This is a genomic window from Neobacillus bataviensis (assembly GCF_019969725.1).
The window spans coordinates 869,125-893,334 of record NZ_JAHXYW010000001.1 but is presented as its reverse complement, the minus strand read 5'-3'; the positions used below and the strand labels follow the sequence as shown (position 1 = coordinate 893,334).

General features: G+C 39.2%; 22 protein-coding genes. All 22 read left to right on the top strand.

Annotated features, from left to right (window positions below):
• The first annotated feature begins 12 nt into the window (after positions 1 to 12).
• Positions 13 to 738: a GntR family transcriptional regulator gene (locus tag LC455_RS04325; protein WP_223588467.1), complete on the top strand. Its 726-nt coding sequence runs from the start codon at positions 13 to 15 to the stop codon at positions 736 to 738.
• 94 nt (positions 739 to 832) lie between these two features.
• Positions 833 to 1,918 (top strand): BMP family lipoprotein, encoded by a 1,086-nt coding sequence (locus tag LC455_RS04320; RefSeq protein ID WP_223588466.1) that lies wholly within the window; start codon positions 833 to 835, stop codon positions 1,916 to 1,918.
• Between the two features lie 210 nt (positions 1,919 to 2,128).
• Complete coding sequence (locus LC455_RS04315) at positions 2,129 to 3,664, top strand: ABC transporter ATP-binding protein (protein ID WP_223588464.1); 1,536 nt, start codon at positions 2,129 to 2,131, stop codon at positions 3,662 to 3,664.
• Positions 3,657 to 4,706, top strand: a complete 1,050-nt coding sequence (locus LC455_RS04310) for an ABC transporter permease (protein ID WP_223588462.1) — start codon at positions 3,657 to 3,659, stop codon at positions 4,704 to 4,706. The genes LC455_RS04315 and LC455_RS04310 overlap by 8 nt, the downstream gene beginning before the upstream one ends.
• Before the next feature lies 1 nt (position 4,707).
• Positions 4,708 to 5,667: an ABC transporter permease gene (locus tag LC455_RS04305; RefSeq protein WP_223588461.1), complete on the top strand. Its 960-nt coding sequence runs from the start codon at positions 4,708 to 4,710 to the stop codon at positions 5,665 to 5,667.
• A gap of 239 nt (positions 5,668 to 5,906) precedes the next feature.
• Positions 5,907 to 7,187: an EF-P 5-aminopentanol modification-associated protein YfmF gene (yfmF, locus tag LC455_RS04300; protein ID WP_223588459.1), complete on the top strand. Its 1,281-nt coding sequence runs from the start codon at positions 5,907 to 5,909 to the stop codon at positions 7,185 to 7,187.
• The gene (gene yfmH / locus LC455_RS04295) at positions 7,187 to 8,482 is read left to right on the top strand and encodes an EF-P 5-aminopentanol modification-associated protein YfmH (RefSeq protein ID WP_223588457.1); all 1,296 of its coding nucleotides are present in this window, start codon (positions 7,187 to 7,189) and stop codon (positions 8,480 to 8,482) included. The genes yfmF and yfmH overlap by 1 nt, the downstream gene beginning before the upstream one ends.
• A 68-nt stretch (positions 8,483 to 8,550) precedes the next feature.
• A complete protein-coding gene (gene ymfI, locus LC455_RS04290) occupies positions 8,551 to 9,273 on the top strand; it encodes an elongation factor P 5-aminopentanone reductase (RefSeq protein WP_223588713.1) in 723 nt (240 codons plus the stop codon).
• An 80-nt stretch (positions 9,274 to 9,353) separates the two neighbouring features.
• A complete protein-coding gene (locus LC455_RS04285) occupies positions 9,354 to 9,605 on the top strand; it encodes a DUF3243 domain-containing protein (protein ID WP_223588455.1) in 252 nt (83 codons plus the stop codon).
• Between the two features lie 152 nt (positions 9,606 to 9,757).
• Positions 9,758 to 10,546: a DUF3388 domain-containing protein gene (locus tag LC455_RS04280; RefSeq protein WP_223588453.1), complete on the top strand. Its 789-nt coding sequence runs from the start codon at positions 9,758 to 9,760 to the stop codon at positions 10,544 to 10,546.
• 21 nt (positions 10,547 to 10,567) lie between these two features.
• Complete coding sequence (locus LC455_RS04275; protein WP_223588451.1) at positions 10,568 to 11,458, top strand: helix-turn-helix domain-containing protein; 891 nt, start codon at positions 10,568 to 10,570, stop codon at positions 11,456 to 11,458.
• Positions 11,459 to 11,527: 69 nt separating this feature from the next.
• Complete coding sequence (gene pgsA / locus LC455_RS04270) at positions 11,528 to 12,112, top strand: CDP-diacylglycerol--glycerol-3-phosphate 3-phosphatidyltransferase (protein WP_223588449.1); 585 nt, start codon at positions 11,528 to 11,530, stop codon at positions 12,110 to 12,112.
• A gap of 18 nt (positions 12,113 to 12,130) precedes the next feature.
• Positions 12,131 to 13,381, top strand: a complete 1,251-nt coding sequence (locus LC455_RS04265; RefSeq protein WP_223588447.1) for a competence/damage-inducible protein A — start codon at positions 12,131 to 12,133, stop codon at positions 13,379 to 13,381.
• 336 nt (positions 13,382 to 13,717) lie between these two features.
• Positions 13,718 to 14,761 (top strand): recombinase RecA, encoded by a 1,044-nt coding sequence (gene recA, locus LC455_RS04260; RefSeq protein WP_223588445.1) that lies wholly within the window; start codon positions 13,718 to 13,720, stop codon positions 14,759 to 14,761.
• Between the two features lie 320 nt (positions 14,762 to 15,081).
• The gene (gene rny, locus LC455_RS04255; RefSeq protein ID WP_223588444.1) at positions 15,082 to 16,641 is read left to right on the top strand and encodes a ribonuclease Y; all 1,560 of its coding nucleotides are present in this window, start codon (positions 15,082 to 15,084) and stop codon (positions 16,639 to 16,641) included.
• A 111-nt stretch (positions 16,642 to 16,752) separates the two neighbouring features.
• A complete protein-coding gene (locus tag LC455_RS04250; protein WP_223588442.1) occupies positions 16,753 to 17,550 on the top strand; it encodes a TIGR00282 family metallophosphoesterase in 798 nt (265 codons plus the stop codon).
• Positions 17,551 to 17,709: 159 nt separating this feature from the next.
• Positions 17,710 to 17,970, top strand: coding sequence for a stage V sporulation protein SpoVS (gene spoVS, locus LC455_RS04245; protein WP_038541258.1), 261 nt, complete (start codon positions 17,710 to 17,712; stop codon positions 17,968 to 17,970).
• 519 nt (positions 17,971 to 18,489) lie between these two features.
• Positions 18,490 to 20,226, top strand: coding sequence for a 2-oxoacid:acceptor oxidoreductase subunit alpha (locus LC455_RS04240; protein WP_223588440.1), 1,737 nt, complete (start codon positions 18,490 to 18,492; stop codon positions 20,224 to 20,226).
• A complete protein-coding gene (locus LC455_RS04235) occupies positions 20,227 to 21,093 on the top strand; it encodes a 2-oxoacid:ferredoxin oxidoreductase subunit beta (protein WP_223588438.1) in 867 nt (288 codons plus the stop codon).
• Positions 21,094 to 21,397: 304 nt separating this feature from the next.
• Positions 21,398 to 22,942, top strand: coding sequence for a tRNA (N6-isopentenyl adenosine(37)-C2)-methylthiotransferase MiaB (gene miaB, locus LC455_RS04230; protein WP_223588436.1), 1,545 nt, complete (start codon positions 21,398 to 21,400; stop codon positions 22,940 to 22,942).
• A 1-nt stretch (position 22,943) separates the two neighbouring features.
• Positions 22,944 to 23,396 (top strand): RicAFT regulatory complex protein RicA family protein, encoded by a 453-nt coding sequence (locus tag LC455_RS04225; RefSeq protein ID WP_223588434.1) that lies wholly within the window; start codon positions 22,944 to 22,946, stop codon positions 23,394 to 23,396.
• A gap of 204 nt (positions 23,397 to 23,600) precedes the next feature.
• Entirely contained in the window at positions 23,601 to 24,143 is a 543-nt protein-coding gene (locus LC455_RS04220; RefSeq protein WP_223588432.1) for an outer spore coat protein CotE, read from the top strand.
• The last annotated feature ends 67 nt before the right edge of the window (positions 24,144 to 24,210 follow it).

Sequence of the window (24,210 nt, the reverse complement as noted above, 5' to 3'; positions counted from 1 at the left end):
GAGGAAACAGCAATGTCTATAAAGTCAGATAACCGGCATTTATACTTGCAAGTGATCGATCGTTTAAAGCAGGATATTGAACGAGGGGAATATAAAGAAAAAGAAAAGTTACCCTCTGAATTTGATCTTGCGAAACAACTTGGTGTAAGCAGGGCGACCCTCAGGGAAGCACTACGCATCCTTGAAGAGGAAAACGTTATTATCAGGCGCCATGGGGTTGGCACTTTTGTTAATGCAAAGCCATTGTTTACCTCAGGGATTGAACAGCTTAATAGTGTCACTGACATGATTAAACAGGCTGGTATGAAACCTGGAACGATTTTCTTAAGTTCATCAACACAGGGTCCAACCGAAGAGGATATTCGTCGGTTTTCATGTTCTGCTGACGAGGAAATGGTCGTGATAGAAAGGGTCAGGACGGCAAATGGGGAACCTGTTGTTTATTGTATCGACAAAGTACCTGAACGTATTTTGCCAGATACCTTTTCCCATGGTGAAGAATCTCTTTTCAACATATTGGATGGAGAAGCAAACCGCAGGATTACATATGCCGTTGCCAAAATCGAGCCAATAGGCTATCATGAACGAATTTCTCCTATTCTAGAATGTGATCCGGAAACAGCATTGTTGGTTTTAAAACAAATGCATTTCGATGAAATGGATGAACCTATCCTATTTTCGGTAAACTATTTTAAAGCTGATAAGTTTAGTTTTCATGTCTTAAGAAAAAGAACTTAAAATTTTTTTGCAGGATCATGAAAACGCAAACAGTCTTGCTTTTCGGACATTTCTACTAAAAACCAATCAAAAATTTCTTAGGGGGTACAATACCTTGAAAATGCGTAAAGTTGGAATGGCGCTATCATTAGTTCTTGCTGCTGGAACACTTTTAGGTGCTTGTGGAAAAAGTGATGATAACAAAGGTACCGAAACATCTAAAGGTGGAGAAAAGGCAAAGAAATTCTCTGTAGCAATGGTTACTGATGTCGGCGGTGTCGATGACAAATCCTTTAACCAATCTGCATGGGAAGGTCTTCAAAAATTCGGTCAAGACAACGGAATGAAAAAAGGTAAGGGCGGCTATGATTACCTTCAATCCAAATCTGACGCAGATTACTCTACAAACCTAAACACTCTTGTACGTCAAGATTTCGATTTAGTATACGGAATCGGCTTCTTAATGCAGGCTGCAGTTGAAGAAATCGCGAAACAGCAAAAGGATGCACAATTCGCCATCATCGATGCTGAAGTTAAACAACCAAATGTTGCGAGCGTACTTTTCAAAGAGCAAGAAGCAGCATTCCTTGCTGGTGTAGCAGCTGCACTTCAAACAAAATCTAACCACATCGGTTTCATCGGTGGTATGGAAATCCCTGTAATTGAACGTTTTGAATCTGGTTTCTTAGCTGGTGTAAAGGCAGCTAAACCAGAGGTTAAAGTGGATGTTCAATATTCCGGTGCATTTGATAAAGCGGAACTTGGACAATCCATCGCATCTAAAATGTATTCTTCTGGCGCGGATGTAATTTTCCACGCAGCTGGCGCTACTGGAAACGGATTATTCAAAGAAGCAGTTGACCGTAAGGCAAAAGACCCTAGCAAAGAAATTTGGGCCATTGGTGTAGACCGTGACCAAAACGACATGGGTCCAGATGTAGTTCTTACTTCAGCTCTTAAGCGTGTAGACGTAGCGGTGCAAGACCTTTCTAAGAAGGCTATGGATGGCAATTTCCCTGGCGGTGAAATCGCACTTTACGGTATGGCTGAGGATGGTGTAGGCTTAGCCCCAATCAACAGCAAAGCTTCCAACAAAGATGCAATTGAAGCAGCCATTAAAGATTGGTCTGAAAAAATTAAATCAGGTGCTGTAAAAGTTCCTGGAACTCGTGATGAATTAAAGAATTTTAGCGCAAAATAATTGACATAAAAGGAATAAGTGGGATAAAAACCTTCCTGCTTATTCCTTCTTAATGAAAATCCTAACTGAAGCGTAGAATGATATTCTACTTTTCATTTAAGATTTTATCAGGGAAAATTTCCCTGTTTTTTTAAAACATTTGAAAGGTCTGACCTCTTACTACTCTTGGTCGAAATTTCCTTTTACCTTTATCACAGGGAGTGAGAAAAAATGGAATATGTAATTGAGATGCTTAACATCCGTAAAGAGTTTGGCGGCTTTGTTGCGAATGATAACATTACCCTTCAATTGAAAAAGGGAGAAATTCATGCTTTACTCGGTGAAAATGGAGCGGGTAAATCCACTTTAATGAACGTGCTATTTGGACTTTATCAGCCAGAACAAGGTGAAATCCGAGTAAAAGGTAACCCAGTTAACATTACCAATCCTAATATCGCGAATGATTTAGGGATTGGAATGGTGCACCAGCACTTTATGCTTGTGGATACCTTTACCGTTACCGAAAATATTATCCTTGGACGGGAAGTTACAACTGCCGGCCGGATTGATATTAAAAAAGCAGAACAAGAAGTACGGCAAATTTCTGAACGATATGGGTTAGCGGTGGACCCGCAAGCCAAAATCTCTGATATTACTGTTGGTATGCAGCAAAGGGTTGAGATTTTAAAAACCCTTTATCGTGGTGCGGAAATTCTCATTTTTGACGAGCCGTCCGCTGTATTAACTCCTCAGGAAATCAAAGAATTAATGCAAATTATGAAAACGCTTATAAAGGAAGGAAAATCCATTATTCTCATTACCCATAAGTTAAAAGAGATTATGGAAGTGGCGGATCGCTGTACCGTTATTCGTAAAGGTAAAGGGATTGGAACGGTAAATGTAAGTGAAACCAATCCTAATGAACTCGCAAGCCTTATGGTAGGGCGTGAGGTTGTCTTTAAAACGGAAAAGAAGGAAGCAGCACCAAAACAAAATGTTCTGGAAGTAAATGATCTAGTCGTGAAGGATACCCGCGGGGTATCAATTGTTAACGGCTTAACTCTTGACGTAAGAGCTGGAGAAATTGTCGGAATTGCAGGTGTTGATGGAAATGGTCAATCAGAATTAATTGAGGCCATTACTGGACTGCGCAAATCAGAAAGTGGCAGCGTCAAGTTAAATGGAAAAGAATTATTGAATCTGACACCGAGAAAAATTACTGAATCTGGTGTTGGTCACATTCCTCAAGACCGCCATAAACATGGACTGGTTTTAAATTATCCAATTGGCGAGAACATAGTTTTACAGAATTATTATAAAAAACCATATTCCAAAAATGGAGTTCTTAACTTCCGAGAAATATATAAACAAGCTAAGAAAATTATTAGTGAATTTGACGTTCGAACTCCAAGTGAATATACCTTAGCGCGTGCTCTTTCAGGAGGAAACCAGCAAAAAGCGATCATCGGACGTGAAGTGGACCGCAATCCAGACTTGCTAATTGCTGCACAGCCTACCCGGGGCTTGGATGTTGGTGCAATCGAATTTATTCACAAACGCTTAATTGAACAGCGGGATAATGGAAAAGCAGTTTTGCTTCTATCCTTTGAATTAGACGAAATTATGAATGTCAGCGACCGGATTGCCGTTATATACGAGGGGAAAATCGTAGCTGTTGTTAATCCAAAAGAAACAACTGAACAAGAATTAGGATTATTGATGGCTGGATCGAATAGAAAGGAAGCGGGTGAAGGAACGCATGTCTAAACGCTTAACAGGCATTTTAACGCCAATTATTGCAGTTTTATTAGGTATTATTGTCGGAACGATTATTATGCTAGCCAGCGGGTATAATCCCGTAGACGCCTACACTGCCTTATGGAATGGGGCATTTGGCGAAACGTATTATGTTGGGGAAGTAATCAGACAATTTACTCCATATATTTTAGCTGGTTTAGCGGTAGCATTTGCTTTCCGTGTAGGCTTATTTAATATCGGGGTTGAGGGACAATTTATTGTAGGCTGGCTGGCTTCAGTATGGGTCGGTGTATCGTTTGATCTTCCGCGTGTTATCCATTTGCCGCTTGCTATTTTAGCAGCGATGGTTGCGGGTGCACTTTGGGCCTTTATTCCTGGCTTTTTAAAAGCACGTTTCCGTGTTCATGAAGTAATTGTGACAATCATGATGAACTATGTAGCTCTTCATACAACCAACTATATTATTAGAAACGTACTTGCTGCAAAAAGCGGTGACAAAACGGAACAAATTCATGAGTCCGCATCACTGCGTTCAGAATTTCTTCAAAGTATTACGGATTACTCACGTCTTCATTGGGGAATTATTATCGCAATTGTTTGTTGTATTATTATGTGGTTTTTACTTGAAAGAACAACAAGAGGTTTTGAACTAAGGGCTGTTGGATTTAACCAGCATGCAGCACATTACGCAGGGATGAGTGTTAATAAAAATATTATACTTTCCATGTTAATTTCAGGTGCATTTGCAGGCCTTGCGGGTGCAATGGAAGGGCTAGGCACGTTCGGCTATGCTGCAGTTAAAGGCGGATTTACAGGTGTCGGCTTTGAAGGAATTGCTGTTGCTTTATTAGGGGCAAACACATCTCTAGGTGTATTTTTCTCCGCTATCTTATTCGGTATTTTAGAGGTTGGAGCTTTGAACATGCCTCTTGAAGCGGGTGTACCAAATGAACTTGTAAGTATCATTATTGCCTTAATTGTATTCTTCGTAGCATCAAGCTACATCATAAGAATATTTCTTGATCGATTCAGTAAAAAGGAGGTGAAGTAAGTTGAGTTTAATGGATATCTTAATGATTGTTGTTCCATCCACGTTGTTGTGGGCAGCTCCACTTGTCTTCACTGCATTAGGCGGAATTTTCTCGGAGCGTTCAGGGATAGTTAATATTGGACTTGAAGGTTTAATGGTAATCGGAGCTTTTTCATCGATTGTTTTTAACTTAACCTTTGTAGATACCTTCGGCAGTGCAACTCCTTGGATTGCTTTAATCGTTGCCATGGCAGCAGGTGCGGTATTTTCCTTATTTCATGCCGTTGCATCAATCACATTCCGTGCTGACCATACCGTTTCGGGTGTTGCGATTAACTTACTTGCAACAGGACTTACCCTGTTCTTGGTCAAATTAATTTATGATAAAGGTGAAACTGGCATTATCAGCCAAGGTTTCAGAAAGATTGATATCCCGATTTTAAAGGATATCCCTGTTATCGGAAAAATCTTTTTCCAAAATACGTATTGGACATCTTTTCTAGCAATAATTGTTGCCATCATTGTATGGTATATCGTATTTAAAACTCCATTCGGTCTTCGTCTTCGTTCTGTCGGTGAACACCCAATGGCAGCAGACACAATGGGAATCAACGTTACTAAAATGCGCTATCTTGGCGTTATCATTTCAGGAGCACTTGGTGGGGTTGGGGGTGCTGTTTATGCACAATCCATTACTTCAAACTTCAGCCACTCTACGATTAGTGGTCAGGGTTTCATGGCGCTCGCAGCTATGATTTTTGGTAAATGGCATCCTCTTGGTGCTCTTGGTGCGGCATTATTCTTTGGCTTCGCACAAAGTATTAGTATCATCGGTTCAAGTTTGCCATTCCTAAAAGAAATTCCAAATGTATATTTGTTAATCGCTCCTTACGTGTTAACCATCTTAGCATTAACAGGATTCATCGGTCGTGCCGATGCACCAAAAGCAGTTGGTACACACTATATTAAAGGAAGCCGTTAAAACAAATTCAAACTCACAGTTCCATGCGAACTGTGGGTTTATTTTTTTAAAGGCTGAGTTAAAGAACATATTTGAGTTTGAAACATGTTGATTGGAGCGCAAATCAACATAAAAGTTTAAGAAATAAGAGTTAACGCTTGAATTGACCAAGCTTGGCAAATTATAGTAAAAAGTATAGGTTTCTTTTGAAAGGAAAAGATATAAAGAAAACTGTTCTTACATATTAAGGAGGAAAGTTAATGGAGGGTGCAGTTGAAAAAGTAATCGAAATGCAAGGATATAAACTCCACATTGTTGAAACAGATAAATATAAAACCAATACTTTTGTATGGAGGATGAAAGCTCCTTTAACAAAAGAGGATGTGACAAAAAGGGCGCTTCTGCCACAGGTCTTACAAAGCAGCACGGCCCAATATTCTTCCACGACAGCCTTACGTTCTTATTTAGATGAACTATATGGTGCCACTTTGTTCGTGGATTTAGCCAAGAAAGGCGAATACCATGTAATGAGCTTCTCTTTGGAAATCGCCAATGAGAAATTCTTAAGTGATTCAGAGCCTTTATTAAAAAAGGGATTTGAATTATTGGCGGAAGTATTAACAAAACCAAACACCTCAGGTAACGCCTTTGATAAAGATACCGTTGAAAAAGAAAAGCGGACCCTAAAGCAGAGAATCCAATCCGTATATGATGATAAAATGCGGTACTCGAATGTTCGGTTATTAGAGGAAATGTGCAAGGGTGAACCGTATGCCCTTCAGGTAAATGGGGAAGCCCAGGATGTTGATGCAATTACTCCAGAAAATTTATATGAGTTTTATAAACAAGTCTTTTTAGAGGATGAAATGGACCTATATATTATTGGTGATGTAAAAGAAGAAGAAGTTAAAAAATTTGCTTCAGAACTGCTTCAATTTGAAAATCGGAAGCCAAAAGAGTGTGCAAAACAGGAAGTATCAAAAACTGAAAAGGTCAATGAGGTTAAGGAACAGCAGGATGTAAAGCAAGGGAAACTAAATATGGGCTATCGAACCAATATTGTCTATGGTGATCCTGATTATTTTGCCCTGCAAGTGTTCAATGGCATCTTCGGTGGCTTTTCACACTCCAAATTGTTTATCAATGTCCGTGAAAAGGCAAGTCTTGCCTATTATGCAGCAAGCCGGCTTGAAAGTCATAAAGGCTTGATGATGGTTATGTCAGGGATTGATTTAAAGAACTATGATCAAGCCGTTGGAATTATTAACGAACAAATGGAAGCTATGAAAAATGGAGATTTTACGGATCAGGAATTGGATCAAACGAAAGCTGTCATCCAAAATCAAATTCTCGAAACCATTGATACCTCTAGAGGGTTAACGGAAATTTTATATCATAATGTCATTTCGGATTCAGATATTAGTCTTGACACGTGGCTTTCTGAAATGCAAAAGACTACGAAGGAAGAGATTACTGCGGTAGCGAAAAAAATTGAGCTTGATACGATTTATTTCTTAACAGGATCGGAGGCGGGTGCATAATGGAAAAAATTAATTTTGACCAGCTTCAGGAAGAGCTTTATCATGAAAAATTGCCCAATGGCTTAAACGTCTATATTTTGCCAAAGAAGGGTTTTAATAAAACCTATGCGACCTTTACGACAAAGTACGGCTCGGTCGATAATACCTTTGTCCCACTGGGCAAAGATGATTTTGTGACAGTTCCCGATGGAATTGCTCACTTTTTAGAACATAAATTATTTGAAAAGGAAGACGGGGATGTATTTCAGCAATTCAGCCGGCAGGGAGCTTCTGCCAATGCCTTTACCTCGTTTACCCGAACGGCTTATTTATTCTCAAGTACATCAGATGTCGAAAAGAACCTAGAAACACTGGTTGATTTTGTTCAAGATCCTTATTTTTCTGAAAAAACAGTTGAAAAGGAAAAAGGAATCATCGGTCAAGAAATTACCATGTATGATGATAACCCTGATTGGCGCTTATATTTTGGTTTAATTCAAAACCTTTATAAGAATCATCCAGTTAAAATTGATATTGCCGGAACGATCGAATCGATTTCTCATATAACAAAGGATTGGCTTTATGAATGTTATAATACCTTTTATCATCCAAGCAACATGCTGCTGTTTATTGTCGGGCCAGTGGACCCGGAACGCTTTATGACCCAGGTAAGAGAAAACCAGGCCAAAAAAGAATACAAAGATATGCCAGAAATCAAGCGTAAATTTGATGAAGAACCATCAGATGCAGCAGAGAAAAAACAGGTGCTGCAAATGAATGTGCAAACATCTAAATGTTTAGTGGGAATTAAAGCGCTTCACGTGGATCAATCAGGAAATGAAATGTTAAAAAATGAATTAACGATGAATGTCCTCCTTGATTTGCTGTTTGGCAAAAGCTCAGCAAATTTTGATCAACTTTATAATGAAGGGTTAATTGATGAAACGTTTTCCTATGATTATACCCAGGAACAAGGCTTTGGCTTTGCGATGATTGGCGGAGATACTGGCGAACCTGATAAGCTTGCTGAAAAGCTAGAAACAATGCTTATTGAGGCAAAGAATGGAGCAGCTTACACGGAAGAACAGTTAGAGAGGACCAAAAAGAAAAAAATCGGAGCATTTTTACGTGCCGTCAATTCACCAGAATACATTGCAAATCAATTTACACGATATGCATTTAACGATATGAATTTATTTGATGTCGTCCCAACGCTTGAAAAAATCACCTTAAAAGATGTACAATCACTGGCATCAGAGGTTATTTCGGAAGAACGTTTTTCTGTATGTCAAGTAATTCCGAAAAACAAGAAATAAGAAAAGCGGAGGCGCCGCACAAGCAGGCGCTTTTTCGCTTTGTCAATTATTTAGAGAGAGTGACGAGAATGAAAAAATATGCATTGATCACGGGGGCGAGCGGCGGAATCGGCCAAGCGGTGGCATATAATCTAGCAGCAAATGGGTACAGCTTATACTTGCATTACAATCAGAATGTAGACTCAATTAAAGCACTATTAGACAAGCTCGTTCCGTTTGGCGGTGAATACATGCCGATTAGTGCGGACCTTTCTACACCGGATGGTTATAAACAAATTTGCCCGCACATCTTTTCGCTGGATGCGATGATCCATTGCGGCGGGAACAGTCAGTACGGCCTCCTTGTTGATTTGGAACAAAGGGATGCTGAAGCCTTATTTAATGTACATGTCCTTAATCCGTTAATGCTGACTAAAGAACTTCTCCCCAAACTTTTAAGTAAAGGGTTAGGCAGTATTATTGTCATTACTTCTATTTGGGGGCAAACAGGTGCTGCCTTTGAGGTAGCCTATTCAACTGCCAAAGGTGCTCAGATTGGTTTTGTAAAGGCGCTTAGTAAGGAGGTAGCCTTAAATGGCATTCGAGTTAATGGCATTGCCCCTGGAGCAATTAATACGCCAATGATGGAAGGATTTTCAGAGGATGAGCTAAAAGGAATTGAATTTGAAATTCCGATGGGAAGATTAGGGCAGCCTGAGGAAATTGCTAAATGTGTAGCCTTTTTGCTTTCAGATGAATCGAGTTATATCACCGGACAAGTCCTTGCCGTTAATGGCGGCTGGTATACATAAAAGTTCACAAGTTTCGATGTATAGTTCATGCTTCCCCATCACAAAATAACCGTGTACCATTTTAAAGGAGGTAATTTACTATGTCAGTTTTAGATAACTGGAAACAGTGGGAAGACTTTCTTGCTAATCGTCTCCATCATGCACAAGATGAGGGAATGAGTGAGGGTGCAATTAGTAAACTTGCTTATCAAATCGGTGATTATTTAGCAAACCAAGTCGAGCCAAAAAATGAGCAAGAAAGAATTTTATCAGACCTCTGGTCAGTTGCTGACCCACAAGAGCAGCAGGCAATTGCCAATATGATGGTTAAACTTATTAAGAATAATGGATAATCATTAAAAAGAGAGGAGGCAGCTCCTCTCTTTTTATTTCAGAAATATATTCCATGTTTTTTCTTTCATCTTACATCAAAATCATTTATGATAAGGTTTAGATAAAGATATATGAAAAATTTGTCGAAACTTCTTTAGGGGGTAAGCAGTTTATGAAAAAAGAATGGTATTTAGAATATGAGATTCAAAAAAATCGGCCTGGACTTTTAGGCGACATTTCATCCCTCTTAGGAATGCTTTCTATTAATATTGTAACCATCAACGGAGTAGATGAAGGCAGACGCGGTCTTTTGATTTTAGCAAAAGATGACGATCAAATTAAACGACTTGAGTCAATTTTAAATACAATGGACACAATAAAATTAATAAAACTAAGGGAACCAAAACTGCGAGATCGGCTGGCTGTTAGACATGGCCGATACATTCAGAGAGATGCAGATGATAAAAAAACATTCCGTTTTGTAAGGGATGAACTTGGATTATTAGTTGATTTTATGGCAGAATTGTTTAAGCAGGAGGGGCATAAGCTAATTGGCATTCGCGGCATGCCTCGTGTCGGAAAAACAGAATCAATTGTAGCCTCAAGTGTTTGTGCCAATAAGAGGTGGTTATTCGTCTCTTCTACCCTTTTAAAACAAACAATTCGGAATCAACTAATTGAAGATGAGTACAATGCTGACAACCTATTCATTCTAGACGGAATCGTTTCTACCCGACGGGCAAACGAACGCCATTGGCAGCTTGTTCGTGAAATTATGCGATTACCATCTGTTAAAGTAATAGAACACCCTGATATCTTTGTCCAAAACTCCGAGTACACCCTCGATGATTTTGACTATATTATCGAGTTGAGGAATAATGTTGATGAAGAGATTACATATGAGGTAGTGGACCAAAATAATTTATTCTCCGGATCTGATTTTGGAGATTTTGATTTTTAAAAATTGGAAGGTGTTAATAAAGTGACTGAACTAGGGAATCGACTAAAAGAAGCCCGAATAGAAAAAGGTTTTAGTTTAGATGATTTACAAACAATGACCAAAATTCAAAAACGATATTTAATCAGCATTGAAGAAGGCAACTATTCAAGTATGCCAGGGAATTTTTACGTCCGTGCTTTCATTAAGCAGTATGCAGAAGCACTTAACCTAAATCCTGATGAAATTTTTGAAACATATAAAAGTGAAATTCCTGCAAGCTTAAATGATGAAATCCCTCAACTTTCTAGGGTTAAAACCCATAAAGCTATTTCGGAAGGGAATTCAAAAATCTTTGATATCCTTCCGAAAGTATTAATTGGTGTTTTTGTCATTGGCGTTGCTGGTCTATTATATTATTTTCTTTATAATTATGCTGGTAAGGATTCCAATGAATCGTTAAGCAAAGATAACGAACAAGTTAAATTCGTTAAATCAGAGAATCTCGAAAAAGCAAAAGCCAATGAGCTTGAGAAGAAAGATTCTGAAAAAGTGAAGGAAACCAAAAAAGAAGAAGAGAAGACTCCTGTTGTTGAAGCACCTAAACAGGAAATAACAGTTGTTCAATCACAAGGAAGGAATTCTACTTATTCCTTAAAAAATGCAGAAAAGTTTATTGTGAAATTGGTAGCAACCGGGAAATCTTGGGTTGGTGTTAAAAATAGCACGGGGAAAATGGTTAATCAATGGACTCTTGATAAAGATAAGCTTCCAAGCCAAACAGTAGATTTGACAGCAGAAAGCAATGCTGTTATTCGGGTTGGGAACGCTGCGGGCGTTGAAATCTATGTGAATGACCAAAAACTCGAGTACGCTATCGCACCGACGCAAAATGTACAGAACATTACGATTCAATATGTTCCCAAAACCCAATAGTCATCTAGTGATGACTATTTTTGGCGTGCCTAATGGTTGTTGCGGTTTCTTATATAGGAGGATACACAAATGAATTTACCAAATAAAATTACGGTTTCAAGAATATTGCTTATTCCATTGTTCTTGATTATCATGCTTGTCCCTTTTGACTGGGGTGATATGACCTTTCTTGGAGCAGACATGCCTGTAACTCATTTTGTTGGAGCGTTGATTTTTATCATTGCGTCTACTACCGACTGGGTTGATGGTCATTATGCCCGTAAATTGAACCTTGTCACGAATATGGGGAAATTTCTTGATCCGCTTGCTGATAAATTACTTGTTTCAGCAGCGCTTATTGTTCTCGTTGAGCTTAATGATATCTATGCACCATCATGGATTGTCATCATTATAATCAGCAGGGAATTTGCTGTAACAGGCCTACGCCTCTTGCTTGCAGGAGAAGGGGAAGTAGTGGCAGCAAATATGCTGGGAAAAATTAAAACCTGGACGCAGATTATCGCGATTTCTTCGCTTTTATTACATAATATTATTTTTGCTATGATTCCATTTCGTTTTGATATCGTTGCGTTATGGGTTGCAATGATATTTACGATTTGGTCCGGCTGGGACTATTTTGCTAAAAACAGTCATGTTTTAAAAAATTCTAAATAGATTTGGGGGCTGTTTATAATGAATGCTGAGATTATCGCGGTTGGTTCTGAGCTGTTGCTCGGTCAAATTGTGAATACGAATGCGCGCTTTTTGTCTCAGCAATTAGCTGGGCTCGGTGTGGATGTTTATTTTCATACGGTTGTTGGTGATAATCCGGACAGGCTTAAGAGCGCGATTGAAATTGCTGAAAAGCGTTCGCAAATCATTATTTTTACTGGCGGTCTCGGACCGACTAAGGATGATTTGACGAAGGAAACGATTGCCCGCCATTTAGGCAAAGAACTTGAAATGGATGAAACGGCTTTAGCTTCGATCGAGGATTACTTCAAGCGGACAAACCGGGTGATGACTGAAAACAACCGAAAGCAGGCTCTTGTATTAGCAGGGTCGCATATTCTTCCGAATGATCATGGCATGGCGCCAGGGATGGTACTCGAACAGGACGCACATATATATATGCTTCTGCCAGGGCCTCCAAAGGAAATGGAGCCGATGTTCCTTCATTATGGAAGGATCGCACTTTCTCCTGATGGGGACTCCAATGAGAAGATTGTTTCAAGAGTTTTGCGGTTTTTCGGTATAGGGGAAGCGGCATTGGAAACGGAGATAGTGGATTTAATTGACGCGCAAAGCAATCCAACGATTGCTCCTCTTGCCGGGGATGGAGAGGTTACCTTAAGGCTAACAGCTAAGAATGTGGATGAAACTGTTGCAGGTTCGATGCTTGATGATGTGGAACGTAAGATAAATCAGCGCGTTGGCGAGTTTTTATATGGCTATGACAATACTTCTCTTTTGAATGAATTGACCAAAATGTTAAAAGAGAAAAAGTTAACGATAACGGCTGCTGAGAGTTTAACAGGCGGGATGTTCCAAAAGGAAATTACCTCGGTATCAGGAGCTAGCTCTGTTTTTAATGGCGGTGTAGTCTGCTATTCAAACGAAGTAAAGCATCAGGTTTTGAGGGTTTCGGTTGAGACACTTGATAAGTTTGGCGCCGTAAGTGAACAATGTGCTTTGGAATTGGCGGAAAATGCAGCGTCGATTTTTGGTGCGGATATTGGGATTAGTTTTACCGGTGTGGCCGGTCCTGATGAGTTAGAGGGTAAGCCGGTAGGTACGGTTTATATTGGGATCGCGATAAAGGGAATGCCAACCGCTGTTGAAAAGCTTGTGCTTGCTGGCACTCGGGAAGCAAACAGGGTCCGTGCTGTTAAGTATGGATGCTATTATTTAATAAAGAAGTTGAAAGAATCACAGAATGCTTAATAAGGTTCTGTGATTTTTTTGGGGGTTAAGTTGGCGTTTCATTGCCTGGGAGCTGAAGAAAAGTGGTCAGAAGGTAAATGAAAGATCTTACACCTTTGAATCAGTTTTCAGATAACTTCATGAAAAGTAGTTTTCTCTGCAAAATTATCAAGAAAAACCGTTTATGATGGGTATATTTGTCTGTTTTTCCAGTATAAATAGTTTAGAAAAAAGTCGAATGAATGTTCGACTTTTTGCTCGACAAATACCCAAAAAGAGGTTATATTATTAATAGGTTTTACTTGATAGATTTAGGCAATAAGCTTCTGTTTATATAGATAAGGGAGGAAATAATTCGTGAGTGATCGTAAAGCGGCCTTAGAAATGGCGCTAAAACAAATCGAAAAGCAATTTGGTAAAGGCTCAATTATGAAAATGGGTGAGCAAACAGAAACAAAAATTTCAACTGTTCCATCTGGATCATTAGCACTTGATACCGCACTTGGGGTAGGAGGATATCCTAGAGGTCGTATAATCGAAATTTATGGGCCAGAGAGCTCTGGTAAAACAACCGTAGCCCTTCATGCCATCGCTGAAGTCCAAGCAAAAGGCGGACAAGCTGCATTTATCGACGCTGAGCATGCCCTGGACCCAGCTTATGCCCAAAAATTAGGCGTTAACATTGATGAACTATTATTATCCCAGCCAGACACTGGTGAACAAGCACTAGAAATCGCAGAAGCACTAGTACGAAGCGGAGCAATCGATATTATTGTTATTGACTCTGTAGCTGCTCTAGTACCAAAAGCAGAAATCGAAGGCGAAATGGGAGACTCACACGTAGGTTTACAAGCTCGTTTGATGTCTCAAGCACTTCGTAAACTATCAGGTGCAATCAATAAATCAAAAACAATCGCTGTCTTTATCAACCAGATTCGTGAAAAAGTCGGTGTTATGTTCGGGAACCCGGAAACAACTCCAGGAGGCCGCGCCCTCAAGTTCTATTCCACCATCCGTCTGGAAGTACGCCGTGCTGAAGCACTAAAGCAAGGCAATGACATAGTCGGAAACAAAACAAAAATTAAAGTCGTAAAGAACAAAGTTGCCCCTCCATTCCGTACAGCAGAAGTCGATATTATGTATGGAGAAGGAATTTCAAAAGAAGGCGAAATCATCGATTTAGGTTCCGAACTAGATATCGTTTCTAAGAGCGGTTCATGGTATTCTTATAACGATGAAAGACTAGGCCAAGGCCGTGAAAATGCTAAGCTTTACCTAAAGGAAAATCCTAGTGTCCGCCTTGAAATTCAACAAAAGATCCGTGATCACTATGGCTTAGATGGCGATAAAACAGTGACTGAAGCTGATGATGACGAGCAATTTGAGTTACTAGATCAATAAAATGAAGAGCAAAACCCAGAAAAGGGTTTTGCTCTTTTTAAACAAATTGGATAAATATACATAAAAATTAATAATTATAAATCCAATGCCAACCAATAAGAATGAAGAAGAGATGACGAATTCGAAATATTTCAAAAAGCTATTTGGACAAAACCTTGACAATGTATATTCCCACAATTACAATTAACATGTATATTTTACATTTTTGGAAATATGACAATTCGAAAAGCCTTAGTGCTTGCTGTATGTTGAGTCTAAACAATGTACATGCCGACACTTAAAAAATGTAACAAAAGTTCATAGCAAGAGGAGGTGTAACGATGGAACCAATTACTATCATCTCCATTTTGCTTGGCCTTATCGTCGGTGCCGTTGTTGGCTATTTTATTCGTAGATCCATTGCTGAAGCAAAAATAGCAGGAGCAAAGAATGCTGCAGAGCAGATTCTTGAAGATGCGAAACGTGATGCTGATTCATTAAAAAAGGAAGCCCTGTTAGAGGCAAAGGATGAAATTCACAAGCTTCGAACTGAAGCGGAGCGTGAGGTTCGTGAACGAAGAAATGAACTGCAAAAACAAGAAAACCGTTTACTGCAAAGAGAAGAGAATTTAGATCGAAAGGATGAAGCGTTAAATAAGCGTGAAATTCTATTAGAAAAGAAGGATGATTCTCTAAACCAAAGACAACAGCATATTGAAGAGATGGAAAGCAAAGTGGACGAGTTGGTACGAACACAACAAACAGAACTTGAACGAATTTCGAGCTTAACTCGCGAAGAAGCTAAGTCGATCATAATAGACCGCATGGAACAAGAACTATCCGTTGAAACTGCGGTTATGATCAAGGAAAGCGAAAATCGTGCAAAAGAGGAAGCTGATAAAAAAGCGAAGGAAATCCTTTCGTTAGCAATCCAACGTTGCGCTGCTGACCATGTTGCGGAAACGACAGTCTCTGTCGTCAACCTTCCAAATGATGAAATGAAAGGCCGTATCATTGGCCGTGAAGGTCGAAACATCCGTACACTTGAAACATTAACAGGAATTGATTTAATCATTGACGATACACCTGAAGCTGTTATTCTATCAGGCTTTGACCCTATTCGTCGTGAAACGGCCCGCTTAGCACTTGAAAAGCTTGTACAAGATGGCCGTATCCACCCTGCAAGAATTGAGGAAATGGTTGAGAAGTCTCGTCGCGAAGTGGATGAGTATATCCGTGAAGTGGGTGAACAAACCACATTTGAAGTGGGTGTTCATGGACTCCATCCTGATCTTATCAAAATTCTTGGCCGCTTAAAGTTCCGTACAAGCTATGGTCAAAATGTGCTTAAGCATTCCATGGAAGTGGCACAGCTATCCGGTTTGCTTGCCGCTGAACTTGGTCAAGATGAAACATTAGCGAGACGTGCGGGATTGCTTCATGATATTGGTAAAGCAATTGACCATGAAGTGGAAGGAAGCCATGTTGAGATAGGAGTAGAACTTGCAACGAAGTACAAGGAGCATCCTGTAGTTATCAACAGTATTGCTTCACATCATGGTGATACAGAGCCAACTTCAACTATTGCGGTTTTAGTTGCTGCTGCTGATGCCTTATCAGCTGCAAGACCAGGTGCTCGTAGTGAAACGCTTGAAAACTATATTCGTCGTCTTGAAAAGCTTGAAGAGATTTCAGAATCCTATGAAGGTGTTGAGAAATCCTTTGCTATTCAGGCAGGTCGTGAAGTGCGGATTATCGTCAGACCAGATACAATTGACGATCTTGCAGCACATCGTCTTGCACGCGATATTCGCAAGCGCATCGAAGAAGAGCTCGATTATCCAGGACATATTAAAGTTACAGTTATCCGCGAAACACGGGCTGTAGAATATGCAAAATAAAGCGGTGCGCATGCACCGCTTTTATTTTTTGAGGACTCTTATGCGATTAAATACTAAGGAACTGTGATACAATTTAATCAATACTATTTTTATTTATGAAAGGGCAATAACATGAATTTATTATTTATCGGTGATGTTGTCGGTTCACCTGGAAGAGATATGGTGAAGGAGTACTTGCCAAAGCTTAAAGAAAAATATCGACCTCATTTAACGATTATCAATGGTGAAAATGCAGCAGGTGGAAAAGGGATTACTGAAAAAATTTACCGTCAGTTTTTAGAACAAGGTGCTCAGGCTGTAACATTGGGGAACCATGCCTGGGATAATCGAGAAATTTTTGAGTTTATTGATACAGCCAAATATTTGGTCCGACCGGCAAACTTTCCAAAAGATACACCTGGGAAAGGTATTGTTTTTCTAAAAATAAATGAGTTAGAAGTGGCAATCATTAATCTGCAGGGACGCACCTTTATGAATCCTATTGATTGTCCCTTCCAAAAAGCAGATGAACTCGTTACCCTTGCAAAAGCAAGAACTCCCTTTATATTTGTGGATTTTCATGCAGAAGTAACAAGTGAGAAACAGGCAATGGGCTGGTACTTAGACGGAAGGGTATCTGCAGTTGTGGGGACCCACACACATGTCCAGACGGCTGATAATCGTATCTTGCCTGGGGGAACGGCCTATTTAACAGATGTGGGCATGACTGGCCCATATGACGGCATTTTAGGGGTGGAAAAAGAAGCCGTCCTCAAACGCTTCCTAACCAGCCTTCCAGTCCGGTTTGAAGTGCCTTCCGGAGGAAGAAACCAGCTTAGTGCTGTTTTAATTGATTTGGACCGAAAAACAGGTCTAGCTAAAAAGATACAACCAATACTAATAAATGATGATCATCCGTTGTATTCTTAAGAGCAAATTACCCAATTTGCTCTTTTTATTTTCCTTTTTATCGTCCAAGCCGGAATATGTCAATTTCAAATTGAATATAGTAGCAGTGGAATGCTATATACCTGATTTGTTCATGAAACTGCTCATGCGGGATCGGGATTTTACAAGGGGGAGCTAGGAATGGAAATATTAAAAGTTTCAGCAAAATCTAATCCTAATTCTGTAGCTGGTGCACTTGCCGGAGTTCTGCGTGAAAGAGGTGCAGCGGAAATACAGGCCATTGGTGCGGGTGCATTAAATCAAGCCGTAAAGGCAGTAGCCATTGCTCGAGGATTTGTAGCACCTAGCGGAGTTGATTTGATCTGTGTCCCTGCGTTTACAGATATTTTGATTGACGGGGAAGAACGCACAGCTATAAAGTTAATTGTGGAGCCGCGTTAAAAGGAAGTTCAGTATACAAAACGCGGAGAAAACGAAGCACCATTACCTATGCCTGTCTGGGTTATATCCAGCAGGTTTTTTTATTTCTATTTTTTTACAAAATTGGATACTAATTTTCTACTTTGATACTTTGCTATTACAATTATAAAATTATTATTCTGATATAGGTCAACAAAGGATTGAAATATCCATTTGGAATGTACTTTAAGTAGTGGATATAATCGAAAACTGCATAAAAAAAGAGGATTGAACTGTTGTTATTCATGTGACTAAGGTAGTAGAAAATATCAAAGTTAAAATAATAAAAAAATATACATATTTTAGACAATATTTCGCTTGAAAGGGTTGCAATTTTGAGTCCATAGGTCTAGAATTGAAAGCGTTTAGTACGTATCCATTTTTCTAGATTTTAAGTCTTTAAAGCATTAAATAAACAAAATTCTAGTGATTTACTCGGAAAAGTGCTACACTATTAATGTTTAATTACTTATTTTTTACATATCCAAAGGGGTGTAAGTCATGATCAATCAACTTTCGTGGAAAGTTGGCGGACAACAAGGGGAAGGTATTGAAAGTACTGGGGAAATCTTTGCAATCGCACTGAATCGCCTGGGATATTACTTGTATGGTTATCGTCACTTTTCATCTCGTATCAAAGGCGGCCATACGAACAATAAGATTCGCGTGAGCACAACAGAAGTTCGTTCCATTTCTGACGATCTTGATATCCTTGTCGCGTTTGACCAAGAAACAATTGATTTGAATTACAAAGAACTTCACACTAAAGGTGTAATCCTTGCTGATGCAAAATTTGATCCAAAAAAGCCTGAAGATACAGAAGCATCTCTGTATGCGGTTCCATTCACTGAGATTGCTACTCAGCTAGGGACTTCTTTAATGAAGAACATGGTTGCAATTGGTGCAACATCTGCAGTATTAGACCTAGATATTCATGTATTTGAAGTAGTAGTTCGTGAGATTTTTGGCAAAAAAGGCGATCAAGTTGTTGCGAAAAACATGGATGCCATTAAAGCGGGCTTTGATTATATGAAAGAAAAAATGGATGCAAATGTCCCAACAATGGTACTAGAAAAAGCAGATGGCAAACACCGTATGTTTATGATTGGAAATGATGCGATTGCATTAGGCGCGATGGCTGCTGGATGCCGTTTCATGGCTGCATATCCAATTACACCTGCATCAGATATCATGGAATATTTAATTAAGAAATTACCTGCTGTGGGCGGTACAGTTATCCAGACAGAAGATGAAATCGCAGCTGCTACCATGACAATTGGAGCAAGCTACGGTGGGGTACGTGCTCTTACTGCTTCTTCAGGTCCTGGATTATCATTGAAAATGGAAGCAATTGGACTAGCTGGTATTACAGAAACTCCGCTTGTTATTGTGGACACTCAACGGGGTGGTCCATCAACAGGGCTTCCGACAAAACAAGAACAATCAGATTTAATGGCAATGATTTATGGTACACATGGTGAAATTCCGAAAATCGTTATGGCTCCAAGTACTGTTCAAGAGGCGTTCTATGATACTGCAGAAGCGTTTAATCTTGCAGAAGAATATCAATGCCCAGTCATCGTTTTATCTGACCTTCAATTATCATTAGGAAAGCAGACAGTTGAACCGCTTGATATCTCTAAAGTAGAAATTAGACGCGGTAAGCTCGTAAGTGAAGAACTTCCTGAAATTGAAAACAAAGGTTATTTTAAGCGTTATGAAGTTACAGAAGATGGTGTTTCTCCACGTACAATCCCAGGTATGAAAAATGGTATTCACCATGTTACTGGGGTTGAGCACGCTGAAACAGGAAAACCATCTGAATCTGCAACAAATCGTAATGCTCAAATGGATAAACGTTTCCGTAAGGTTGAAAATATTCGTTTTAACACACCTGTTTATAAAAATGCGCCACACGAGGATGCAGATCTGTTAATCGTTGGTTTTAACTCAACACGTGGTGTGATCGAAGAAGCGATGGGACGCTTAGAAAAAGATGGATTAAAAGTCAACCATGCTCAAATTCGTTTAATTCATCCATTCCCTTCAGACGAAGTGCTTCCACTCGTTCGTTCTGCCAAAAAAGTGATTGTAGTGGAAAACAATGCAACTGGACAGTTAGCAAATATCATGAAAATGAATATTGGTCATGCTGAAAAAATTACTAAATTCTTAAAATATGATGGAAATCCATTTTTACCTCACGAAGTTCATTCAAAATGTAAGGAGTTGTTCTAAATGGCCACTTTTAAAGACTTTCGAAATGATGTTAAACCGAACTGGTGCCCAGGCTGTGGCGACTTCTCCGTACAGGCTGCAATGCAACGTGCGGCGGCAAATGTTGGTCTAGTACCGGAAAATTTAGCCGTCATTTCAGGGATTGGCTGTTCAGGCCGTATCTCTGGTTATATTAATGCTTACGGTTTCCATGGAATCCATGGCCGTTCACTTCCGATTGCCCAAGGTGTTAAAATGGCCAATCGTGATTTAACAGTTATCGCTTCTGGTGGTGACGGTGACGGTTATGCAATTGGTATGGCTCATACCGTTCATGCCATTCGCCGTAACATTGACATTACCTACGTTGTTATGGATAACCAAATTTATGGCTTAACAAAAGGACAAACATCTCCACGTTCGGCAGTTGGATTTAAAACAAAATCTACTCCGATGGGGTCAATTGAACAATCCATTTCACCTATGGAATTAGCTTTAACAGTAGGAGCAACCTTTGTTGCACAAAGTTTCTCTACTGATTTAAAAGACCTTACAGCATTAATTGAAGCGGGGATTAAACACAAAGGCTTCTCATTAATCAATGTATTTAGCCCGTGCGTAACCTATAATAAAGTAAACACCTACGACTGGTTTAAAGAAAACTTAACAAAACTAAGTGATGTTGAGGGATATGATGCATCAAACCGTGAAATGGCAATGCAGACATTAATGAAGCATAACGGCTTAGTTACTGGACTTATTTACCAAAACACAGAGCGTCCATCTTATCAAGAATTACTTACTGGATACTCAGAAGCTCCGTTAGTGGATGCAGAATTAAACCTTGATCAAGCACACTTCGATAAATTAGTTGCAGAATTTATGTAATAATAATGAAAATCCCGGGAAAATGTATTTCTCGGGATTTTTTTCATTAATTAAGTGAAAAACGTCACATATAAAATGACAGTCTTCCATTATCATTATTATTTGGCGGCATTATTTTGAATACATAATTGACTATATATCAGCGTGTTTACAGGGATTACTATTGTTTTCAGTCTTGTAAACCTTTATACTATAATAATGTGCAGATAGAGCAATCGGCATCCTATCTTTATAGCACAGGTAAATAATTACAAAAAATAATCTTATAGACGTATTTTATTTTAAATGAAAGGGGTCTTTATACATGAATGAAAAGCAACGATTAGAAGGTCAGCAAGTAGCAGCTGCTAATTCTTCGGACAAAAAATCCGCCAAGGACTACAGCAAATACTTTGAGCAAGTCATTACCGCACCTTCTTTAAAAGATGCAAAAAAGCGTGGTAAAGAAGAAGTTAAATATCATAATGATTTTTCTATTCCTGAGGAATTCAAAGGAATGGGTGAAGGCAGAAAGTTCTATATTAGGACATATGGCTGCCAAATGAACGAGCATGATACAGAAGTTATGGCCGGAATCTTTTTAGCATTAGGCTATGAACCAACTGACAACACAGAGGATGCAAATGTTATCCTTCTAAATACTTGTGCTATTCGTGAAAATGCGGAAAACAAAGTATTTGGCGAACTTGGCCACTTAAAAGCATTGAAAATGGAAAAGCCAGACTTACTACTAGGTGTATGCGGATGTATGTCTCAAGAGGAATCTGTAGTTAATAAGATCTTGAAAACGTATCAACAAGTTGACATGATTTTTGGAACTCACAATATTCACCGCTTACCAAATATTTTGCATGAAGCGTATATGTCAAAGGAAATGGTAATTGAAGTATGGTCTAAGGAAGGAGACGTTATTGAAAACCTTCCAAAAGTCCGCCGCGGAAATATCAAAGCATGGGTTAACATTATGTACGGTTGTGATAAATTCTGTACGTATTGCATTGTTCCGTATACACGTGGTAAAGAAAGAAGCCGTCGTCCAGAGGAAATTATCCAAGAGGTGCGCCATCTGGCAGCACAAGGCTACCAGGAAGTTACCTTACTTGGTCAAAACGTAAATGCTTATGGTAAAGATTTAGATGGTATGAACTATGGTTTAGGCGACTTGATGGATGAATTGCGTAAGATTGATATTCCAAGAATTCGTTTTACGACGAGCCATCCACGTGATTTTGATGATCGCTTGATTGAAGTTCTTGCTAAGGGCGGAAATTTAATGGATCATATCCATTTACCAGTTCAATCTGGATCAACAGATGTATTAAAAATTATGGCTCGTAAATACACAAGAGAGCAATATTTAGAGCTTGTTAAAAAGATTAAAGCAGCCATTCCAAATGTTGCTTTGACTACAGATATTATTGTTGGGTATCCAAACGAAACGGATGAACAGTTTGAAGAAACAATGTCTCTTTATAAAGAAGTTGGTTATGAATTAGCCTATACATTTATTTACTCTCCACGGGAAGGAACTCCTGCTGCCAAAATGGAGGATAATGTTCCAATGGAAGTAAAGAAAGCGCGTCTACAGCGTTTAAATGCTCTTGTAAATGAACTTTCACTCGAAGCGATGAAAAAGCACGAGGGTCAGGTTCTTGATGTACTTATCGAAGGCGAAAGTAAGAATAACCCTGATGTCCTTGCTGGTTACACTTCAAGAAACAAGCTTGTGAACGTCGTAGCGCCTAAAACAGCTATCGGAAAAATCATCAAAGTAAAAATTACAGAAGCCAAAACATGGTCATTAAACGGAGAAATGGTTGAAGAATTAGAAGCAGCAGAGGTGAAATAAGGTGGCGAAGTATACTAAAGATGATATCGTCGCTCGTGCTACAGAATTAGCACGCATGATTGCAGAAACAGAAGAAGTGGACTTTTTTAAACGAGCAGAAGCACAGATTCATGAAAACCCAAAGGTTAAAACATTAATTTCAGATATTAAAGGTTTGCAAAAGCAAGCAGTAAACCTTCAACATTATGGGAAACCAGAAGCATTGAAAAAGGTGGAAGACAAAATTGCATCTATCGAACAAGAGTTGGATGAAATTCCAGTTGTTCAAGACTTTAAGCAATCTCAAATGGATGTAAATGAATTGCTCCAGATTATTGCTTCAACCATTTCGAATACTGTAACTGACGAAATCATCATTTCCACTGGTGGGAATGTATTGATGGGCGAAACAGGTGCCAGCATGAAACATGGCGGCGAATGCGGCGGCCACGACGACTGCGATCACGATCATTAATCAATAGAGCCAGGCTTATATAATAAGCCGGCTCTATTTTTTTACCTTTTTTTAAAGTACAAGGCAAAAAGGCACATACCTATATAACGCGCATAAAATGAATCATATCTAAACATTTAACCAGTATTTCCAAAATTATATATCACACTAGTCTATAAATTAGCATAGGATGAATTGAAACTGAATGAGGAGGGTTCGCGCGAAATGGGAGATTACAGAGAGATATTTGCAAAAGCCGTCGTAGCGAAAGGACGTAAATTTACCCAGTCCAATCATACAATAAGCCCGGCACACAGTCCAACCAGCATCCTTGGCTGTTGGATTATCAACCATAAATACAACGCGAAGAAAGTCGGCAAGACTGTAGAGATACACGGCTCGTATGACATCAACGTTTGGTACTCTTTTAACGATAACACCAAAACAGAAGTAGTAACTGAACGTGTTACTTATACAGATGTCATTAAGTTAAAGTACCGTGATCATGACTGCTTGGATGACAATGAGATTGTTGCTCGCGTGCTGCAGCAGCCGAATTGTACGGAAGCAGTCATCTCCCCAAATGGCAATCGCATCATTGTACATGTGGAAAGGGAATTCCTTGTTGAAGTGATTGGCGAAACAAAAATTTGTGTTGCCGTCTCTAAAAGCCATAAATGTGATGACGATGACTGGGGACCGGATGTTGACGACGAGGAATTTGAAGAATTAAATCCAGATTTCTTAGTCGGCGGGGAAGAAGAATAACATGAACTAGGAGGTTTTTACTTCCTAGTTTTTTTCTTTTTTAAACGTGAATTTTTTCCAGCAAAAG

What these genes read in the sequence shown, in the direction of transcription:
- pgsA (WP_223588449.1), top strand. Translation starts at nt 11,528, where the DNA reads ATGAATTTACCAAATAAAATTACGGTTTCAAGAATATTGCTTATTCCA.
- rny (WP_223588444.1), top strand. Translation starts at nt 15,082, where the DNA reads ATGGAACCAATTACTATCATCTCCATTTTGCTTGGCCTTATCGTCGGT.
- LC455_RS04280 (WP_223588453.1), top strand. Translation starts at nt 9,758, where the DNA reads ATGAAAAAAGAATGGTATTTAGAATATGAGATTCAAAAAAATCGGCCT.
- LC455_RS04265 (WP_223588447.1), top strand. Translation starts at nt 12,131, where the DNA reads ATGAATGCTGAGATTATCGCGGTTGGTTCTGAGCTGTTGCTCGGTCAA.
- ymfI (WP_223588713.1), top strand. Translation starts at nt 8,551, where the DNA reads ATGAAAAAATATGCATTGATCACGGGGGCGAGCGGCGGAATCGGCCAA.
- LC455_RS04285 (WP_223588455.1), top strand. Translation starts at nt 9,354, where the DNA reads ATGTCAGTTTTAGATAACTGGAAACAGTGGGAAGACTTTCTTGCTAAT.
- miaB (WP_223588436.1), top strand. Translation starts at nt 21,398, where the DNA reads ATGAATGAAAAGCAACGATTAGAAGGTCAGCAAGTAGCAGCTGCTAAT.
- LC455_RS04220 (WP_223588432.1), top strand. Translation starts at nt 23,601, where the DNA reads ATGGGAGATTACAGAGAGATATTTGCAAAAGCCGTCGTAGCGAAAGGA.
- LC455_RS04315 (WP_223588464.1), top strand. Translation starts at nt 2,129, where the DNA reads ATGGAATATGTAATTGAGATGCTTAACATCCGTAAAGAGTTTGGCGGC.
- yfmF (WP_223588459.1), top strand. Translation starts at nt 5,907, where the DNA reads ATGGAGGGTGCAGTTGAAAAAGTAATCGAAATGCAAGGATATAAACTC.
- LC455_RS04310 (WP_223588462.1), top strand. Translation starts at nt 3,657, where the DNA reads ATGTCTAAACGCTTAACAGGCATTTTAACGCCAATTATTGCAGTTTTA.
- spoVS (WP_038541258.1), top strand. Translation starts at nt 17,710, where the DNA reads ATGGAAATATTAAAAGTTTCAGCAAAATCTAATCCTAATTCTGTAGCT.
- LC455_RS04250 (WP_223588442.1), top strand. Translation starts at nt 16,753, where the DNA reads ATGAATTTATTATTTATCGGTGATGTTGTCGGTTCACCTGGAAGAGAT.
- LC455_RS04235 (WP_223588438.1), top strand. Translation starts at nt 20,227, where the DNA reads ATGGCCACTTTTAAAGACTTTCGAAATGATGTTAAACCGAACTGGTGC.
- yfmH (WP_223588457.1), top strand. Translation starts at nt 7,187, where the DNA reads ATGGAAAAAATTAATTTTGACCAGCTTCAGGAAGAGCTTTATCATGAA.
- LC455_RS04325 (WP_223588467.1), top strand. Translation starts at nt 13, where the DNA reads ATGTCTATAAAGTCAGATAACCGGCATTTATACTTGCAAGTGATCGAT.
- LC455_RS04240 (WP_223588440.1), top strand. Translation starts at nt 18,490, where the DNA reads ATGATCAATCAACTTTCGTGGAAAGTTGGCGGACAACAAGGGGAAGGT.